The 7,477-nt window shown below is 64.2% G+C and carries 3 protein-coding genes; all 3 read right to left on the bottom strand.

Annotation, left to right across the window (positions count from 1 at the left end; translation table 11 throughout):
- On the bottom strand, positions 1-5,220 hold a 5,220-nt coding region (locus RT662_RS10595), incomplete at its 3' end, for an autotransporter-associated beta strand repeat-containing protein (RefSeq protein ID WP_313670676.1).
- Between the two features lie 91 nt (positions 5,221-5,311).
- Positions 5,312-5,965 carry a maleylacetoacetate isomerase gene (maiA, locus tag RT662_RS10590; protein WP_313670675.1) on the bottom strand — a complete coding sequence of 218 codons (654 nt, stop codon included), beginning with the start codon at positions 5,963-5,965 and terminating at the stop codon, positions 5,312-5,314.
- Between the two features lie 48 nt (positions 5,966-6,013).
- On the bottom strand, positions 6,014-7,441 hold the full coding sequence (gene der, locus RT662_RS10585; protein WP_313670674.1) for a ribosome biogenesis GTPase Der: 1,428 nt from the start codon (positions 7,439-7,441) through the stop codon (positions 6,014-6,016).
- Positions 7,442-7,477: the final 36 nt, after the last annotated feature.

Here is a 7,477-nt window from a genome sequence, read left to right as displayed (position 1 = left end):
GGTGAAATCGGTGCCGTCCCAGTTCATGACTATGCTGTCAGGTCCGGCGACCACCAGGTTCACCTGCTGCGCCGCACCATTGTGCTGGATCGAGCCGGTCAGACCGTTGGGCAGACCGCCGTTGATGAGCAGGCCATTGTTGGTGAAGGACGTGCCATAGCTGAACAGGTTGTAGATGCCGAGCGTGAAGGCACCGCCGACCGTTTCGGTGACGTTGAGCAGGCCATCAAGCACCAGGCCGCCCGTCACGACCACACGATCATTGAGCGGGCCGCCCAGCGCATTGGCTGCGCCAAGCTGGAAGTTGATGTTGGAGAGGCCGCTGAGCGACAGGTTGCCCAAGGTGAGCACGCCCACGCCGCCGTTGGCGCCGGCGCTGAGAACGCCGCCGTTGTCCAGCGTCACGCTGCCGGCAAAGCTGCCGTTGCCCGACAGGGTCGAACCACCGGCAACGACCATCGTGGCCGCGGCATTGTCAAAACTGCCGTTGATCTCGACGGTGCCGCCGTTGACGGCGAAGGCGCCGCCGAAGCTGCTGCCGGCACCAGTGAAGGTAACGGTGCCGCTGTTGACCTTGAACAGCTCGCCGGTGCCGCCGATGGCACCCGAGAGCACCAGGTTGCCAGCGCCGCCCAGGCTGTGCTGGGTATCGTTCGCGTTGATGGCGTTGCCCAGCGTGAAGCTGGTGCCAGCACCCGTGTTCTGGATGCCGGCGCCAAAGGCGTTGAGGTTGACCGCGCCAGTGCCCAGGGCGCCATCAGCGCCGATATAGGCGATGACGCTGCCGAGGTTGGTGCCGCCTTCAAAGCTGTTGGTGCTGTTGAAGGCGATGCTGCCGCCGCCATTGGCGAGGAAGCCGAGCGTGTCGATGCCGCCGGCGCCGCTGATGGTGCCGTTCAACGTCAGCGCGGTGCCGTTGGTGAGCAGCGCACCGGTGGTGACGTTCACGCCATAGTTGGAACCGAGCAGGTTGATGGTGAGGTTGCCACCGGTCAGGACGATATCCTGCGCCAGCGTCATCGGCGGGGTGTTGATGGCCAGACCGGCGATCAGCGTGGTGCCGCCAGCCGCGGTGAGCGTGCCGGAGCCCATGGCGCTGCCATTGCTGATCTGGATGGTGCCTTCGGTGAGGAAGGTGCCGCCAGCGTAGCTGTTGGTGTTGGTCAGGATCAGGGTGCCGCTGCCGATCTTGGTCAGCGTCGAATCGCCGGAGACCAGTCCGTCAAAACGGTTGGTGTTGGCGTTGGTGTTGATCACACCCGCCGCATCGAGCGTCACCGACTTGGCGGTGGTGAAGCTGCCCAGCGTTTCCAGTGTGCCGCCGAGGCCCGAGAAACGGATGTTGCCGGTGCCCAGCGCGCCATCGGTGGCGACGGCGACGGTGCCATCGGTGATGTCGGTGCCGCCGGCATAATCATTGGCGCCATTGGCCAGCGTCAGACGGCCAGCGCCCGACTTCAGCAGCAGGCCGCCCGAAACCAGGCCATTCTGCGTGAATTCATTGCCCAGAATGTCGAAGGTGCCGGTGCCGAGCATGTTGACGGCGTTGGCGTGGGTGATGTCCACGGTGCTGCGCAGGGTGGTGCCATCGGCCAGCGTGACGGTGCCGGTGCCGGTGGCGCCGTTGGCAGCCATGGTCAGCACGCCACCGTTCACGGTGGTGCCATCGGTGTAACCATTGGCGGTGCCGAGCACGAGTTCGCCAGCGCCATTCTTGGTGAGGCCGCCGGCGCCGTTGATCGCCACGTTGATGGTGGCACGATCAGCGGCCACATTGATAATGCCGCCGTTCATGGCGAGATCACCCGCGCCGGCCAACGTGTAGCCGTTCTGCGTGAAGTTCAGCGTGCCGAAGGTGCGGGTGCCCACCACATCAACGGTGGCGCCCAGGTTCACCAAGCCGCCAAAATTGGCGACGGTGGACGTGCTGTCCACCCAGGCCAGGTTGAACAGCGCGTCGCTGTTGGTCCAGTTGGTGTTGGTGGCGTTCCAGGTGCCTTCGCGGCCCTCGATGACGCCATCAACCGGGGCGCCATTGCCGTCCCAGTTGAATTCACCGGTGTAGCCGATGTCGAGATTGACCTGGCCCGCGATGGACGTGTTGACCGTGTAGGTCACATCCGCCGGCGGGGTGAGCAGCGCGCCACCCAGCGCGAGGCCGTTGTCGGTCAGCGCGCCACCATAGTTGAACAGGCGGAAGCTGCCGGTACCGATGTGCCAGCCAGCCAGCGGATTGACGTTGAGCGTGCCGTCGAGATTGAGGTTGCCGTTGACGATGACCAGATCGTTGGTGCCGCCAACAACACCGACCACGCCCAGATCGAACAGCGAGATTGCGTTCGCCCCAAGGGTCAGGCTGCCGGCCGTCAGCGTACCGACCTGGCCAGGCGCCACACCCGGTGACAATGTGCCGTTTGTTGACACCAGACCAGTAATCGTCCCGGTGCCGCCGATCAGGCTGGCCGAGGCACCGCCGACGCCGCCCTGCACGCCGCCATTGACGATCAACGAGCCGTTGAAGACCGCCAGCGCGTTCGGCTGGTCATTGATCGCATTGTTGAGCACCAGGGTACCGCTGCCGAGCTTGTCGGCACCGCCGCCCGACAGCGAGCCTTCCAGCGTCACCGTGTTGGCCCCGGTATCGACGTTGTAACCGATGCCGACGCCGTTGATGTTGTTGGTCACCGTCATGTCGGCATCGAAACGCAGCGTCTGCGCGAAGCCGTTGATGAGCACGGCATCCGCGCCCAGCGCCGCCGCCTGGGTAACCGCCAGCGTGCCGCCGTCGATCGACAGACCGCCGGTGAAGCTGTTGGCGCCCGACAGCACCAACGTGCCGCCGCCGGCCTTGGTCAGGCCGTTGGTGCCGACCAGATCGACATTGATGGTGGCCGTCGAAGCGGCTGCCACGTCGATGGTACCGGCATCGGCGCCCAGCGTGGCGCCGGCAGCCGGGTTCAGCGTGTAACCATCAACGGTGAAGAAAAGGGTCGAATAAGTGAAATTGCCATCCACCGTCACGTCGCCGCCGACGTTGGTGAAGAAGGCGCGCGCGTTGTTCTGCCAGGCGATGCTGATGTTGCCGCCAACATCGGTCCAGTTGGTGTTGGCAACGTTCCAGGTGCCGGGGCCGCCATCAACCACCATGTTGTTGGCGGGACCATTGCCGTCCCAGTAGAAATCGATCAGCTCGACTTCCAGATCCACGTTCCCGCCAGCGGTGTTGAGCGTGTAGATGAAGCCGACCGGCAGCAGGCCCAGATTGGCCGTACCAGCGAGCGCGCCGCCATAGGTCATCAGGCGATAAGTGCCGGCCGTGAAGCCAGACAGCGTGTTGAAGTTGAACGTGCTGCCGCCCAGATCCAGATTGCCGGAAACGACGATCAGATCGTTGATCGGGGCAACCGTATCGATGCTGGGCGCGCCCAGATCGAAAATGGTGCTGGCGGTGGCGCCGAGCGTGAGGTTGTTCAGCGTGAGCGTGCCGATGGACGGCGCGGCGTTGCTCGCATCACCCGCCGACAGCGTGGCGCCATCGCCGATGGTGGTGGTGCCGACATCCTGGAAGCCAGTGCCAGCCAGGGTGGCGCCGCTCGCCACGGTGATGTCGTTGGCCATGCGGCCGGTAAGGTTGAGCGTGCCTTCCGCAACGGAGAAGCCGCCCGTCGCCTCAGTGCGCCCAAACAACGAGTCAGACGCGTTCGACGCGGTGAAGATGCCGGCGCCGGTCTTCACGATGGCCAGCGTGTCCCCCGTGCCGGTGGAACCGTCGCGCAATGCGTTGGAGAATTCCACGTTGTTGGCACCGGTATCCACGGTAACGGCCAACGGTCCGTCGCCGACAAGGCTGATCACGCGCGAGGTGACCAGCTGATCCGCCGCCAGGATCACAATGTTGCGATCACCACCTTCTACACGGATGGCACCAGCCGAATTGACGCCAGAGGCATTGACGATACCAAGCGTGCCGGAGCGCAGACGCACCATGCCCGTGAAGCTGTTGTTGCCGGTGAGCACCACTGTGCCGCCGTTGCCGGCAATCAGGTTGACGTCCGGACCACCCGAGATTGCGCCGGAGAACGTCAAGGTCTGGCCAATGTTCGGCGTTTCGATCTGCAGCGACGTGCCATTCAACTGGAATGCGTTGGCCAGCGTCAGGCCAACAGACGGATCGAGCAGGCCGACAAAGCTGGTCTGTGTCTGGGTCACAAGGCCAGTGCCAAGTGCAGAGGCATTGCCGATCACAAGACGTCCGCCCGAAAGCGTGGTGCCGCCCGTGTAATCATTGGCACCCGTGAGGACCACCTCACCAACACCAATCTTGGTGAGCGAGCCGGCACCAGTGATGGCACCGTTCATCGTCAGGCTTTGGTTCGCCGTGGCCGCCACCGTCAGAGTTGCGTTCAGGGTGACATCGTTATCGAAGCTGAGCGGGGTCAGGCCTGCCACGCTGAGCGTACCGGCGCCTGCCGCCGTCAGTCGGCCGCTGCCGAGCGCATTGCTGGAGCCAAGACGCAGAGTGCCCGCTTCAAGCGTGATCGGGCCAGTGGCGTTGGTCGCCGCGAGGCCGGGGCTGAAGTTGGTCACGGTCTGGACGCTGGTGCCGCGCTTGACGATGCCAAGCTCGCCCTGCAGCGCGCCGTTGAACGTGGTGTTGACGCTGCTATCGATGGTCAGGATGGCCGGACCGGTCGAACTGGTCACCACGCCAGTGGGATTACCAATCAAGCCGCGCACGGTCTGATTGAAACCATTGAGATCAGCTGTTGCAAGCGTCGCTACCTGGCCGGCCGCGGCAAGGGCCGAATTGGCCGAGAAGGCCGTGGCCGAGCCGGCGATCAGACGGCCGCCCTGCACGGTGGTCTGGCCACTGTGGGTGTTGACGCCGGCCAAGGTCAGATCACTGGCGCCGAACTTGAGCAGAGAGAAGGTGCCACCGCTGTCGGTCAGGTCACCAGCGAAGTTCAACGGCGCCAGGGGGTTGATGCGCAGCAGGCCATTGGTGATCTCGGTCGGCTCGATGCCGATGCCGGGCGGGTTGAAATTCACGAAGTCATTGCGGGAGACCGTAAGGCCACCAAGATCAGCCGTCTGCGCGAAGGCCGGCACCAACGCCGTACCCGCCATCATCAAGGCGGCAACCGAGAAGCCGATGCGGCGCGCGGCGCGACCGCCCGTGAAGCCATTGGCGTTCATGCTGAGCTGGTTGAATGCAGACATATTACCCCCATTAATGTACCCATTTGGGTATGTTTACGGGCGTATATCTACCTTCGTTTCGCGCATTTGCAATCTTTTTGATTGTATACGGTTAATTTGGAACTGCTGATGTGTATGGCAGGATGGCGCATGAATCGGGGTGCGCGGCATGCGCCCAAGCTGTCGCAGCAATGCGCGATTCGACCGCCAGCAAACGTGGAAACTGATCAAGAGCCAGCGCAAATCGGCGCGCGTTGTACAGCTGCGGCACAAGGCAGAGGTCGGCCAACCCGGGGACATCGCCAAAAAGAAAATTGCCCCCATGCTGAGCTGCAAACTGTTCCAAAGCGGCCAGACCACCGTGCATCCAATGGTGCAACCAGGCCGTCACGGCAGCATCATCGGCGTGCATTTCTGCTTTCAGCCAGCGTTGCACACGCAGATTGCCGAGCGGGTGGACTTCTGCGGCAATGGTGAGCGCCGCGGCTCGCACCCGTGCCCGGCCGAGCGCGTCGACTGGCAACAGGGGTGGCTGCGGAAAGCGCTCGTCCAGGTATTCGATGATGGCCAGGCTCTGGCTCAACGCGGCGCCTTCGGTTTCCAGTACCGGCACGAGGCCTTGCGGATTGAGCGCCAGATGCGCGGCGCTGCGCTGCTCGTCCTGCAGCAAATTCACCGCCACCTGTTCATGGGCAATGCCCTTCAGGTGCAGCGCGAGTCGTACCCGCCACGCTGCCGTCGAGCGCCAATATCCGTGAAGCTTCATCGCCCTGCCCCCGTTCCGCCCCTTGCCTGTGTCCGGGGCCGGCAGCCCCTATTTCTTGTGATATGGGTTGCGCCCGCCGCGGAACGTCAGTCGGATCGGCAGGCCGCCAAAATCCAGATCGGTCGAAAGGCTGTTGGTGAGATAGCGGGCATAGCTGGCCGGCAGACCTTCGGTGCGGTTGCCGAACACCACGAAGGTGGGCGGCCGCGTCGCGACCTGCGTGACATAGCGCAGCTTGATGCGCACGCCGCCCGGTGCCGGCGGCGGGTTGCGATCGGTGGCGGTTTCGAACCAACGGTTGAGCGCGGACGTCGGCACCCGCCGCGACCAGCGCTGGCGCGTCGTCATCGCCACTTCGATCAGCGTGTCCAGGCCCTTGCCGGTGGCGCCCGAACAGGTGAGCAAGGGCACGCCCTTCACTTGGCTCAAACCATCGTCCAGCGCTCTTCTCACACCCTGGAACAGGCGGCTCTGGTCGTGGGCGGCATCCCACTTGTTAAGTGCGATGATCAGCGCGCGGCCTTCGGAAAGCACCTTGTCGGCAATGCGCAGATCCTGCGCCTCCAGACCGAGCGTTGAATCAAGCAGCAGTACGACGACTTCGGCAAAATCGATGGCCAGCTTGGTATCGGCGGCCGACAGCTTTTCCAGCTTGTCGGTGACCTTGGCGCGTTTCCTGAGGCCCGCGGTGTCGATCAGGCGGACGTGCTGCACATTGCCGTCGCGGTCCACCCAGTCCCAATCGATGGCAATGGAATCGCGGGTGATGCCGGCTTCCGGCCCGGTGACGAGGCGCTGTTCACCCAGCAGCTTGTTGATCAGGGTCGACTTGCCGGCATTGGGGCGGCCGACGATGGCGAGCTTCAGCGGGCCGGGCGGCGGTTCCGGGATTTCGCTTTCTTCGTCGGCAGGCGGCGCGTCGTCGTCTTCGCTATCGGCAACGGGGGCTTCGGCCAGAAACGGCGCCAGCGCCTGATAGAGATCAGCCAGGCCCAGGCCATGTTCGGCCGAAAGCCCGATGGGTTCGCCAAAGCCCAGTTCATGGCCTTCGTTGATGCCGGTTTCGGCCTGCATCCCTTCGGCCTTGTTGGCAACCAGCACCATCGGCACACCGCTGCGCCGCAGCCAGGCGGCGAAATGCCGATCCATCGGCGTCACCCCGGCGCGGGCATCATAGACCAGCAGCGCCACCGTGGCGCGGCCGACGGCAGCTTCGGTCTGGGCGCGCATGCGGCCCGACAGGCTTTCCTCGCTGCCGTCTTCAAAGCCGGCGGTATCAACCGCGACGAAGTTCAGATCGAACAGGCTGGCGCTGCCTTCGCGGCGATCGCGGGTGACGCCGGGCTGATCGTCAACCAGCGCCAGGCGGCGGCCGACCAGCCGGTTGAACAGGGTGGATTTGCCCACATTGGGGCGGCCGACAATGGCCACGCGCGGCGCGTCGGCGTCGAAATCAAGAATGTTGGCAGTGCTCATCGCCAGCGCCTTACCAGCGCTGGCGGTTTAACGATA

Source organism: Sandarakinorhabdus sp., assembly GCF_032115815.1.
GTDB lineage: Bacteria > Pseudomonadota > Alphaproteobacteria > Sphingomonadales > Sphingomonadaceae > Sandarakinorhabdus.
This window is presented reverse-complemented; position numbering and strand designations above follow the sequence as displayed.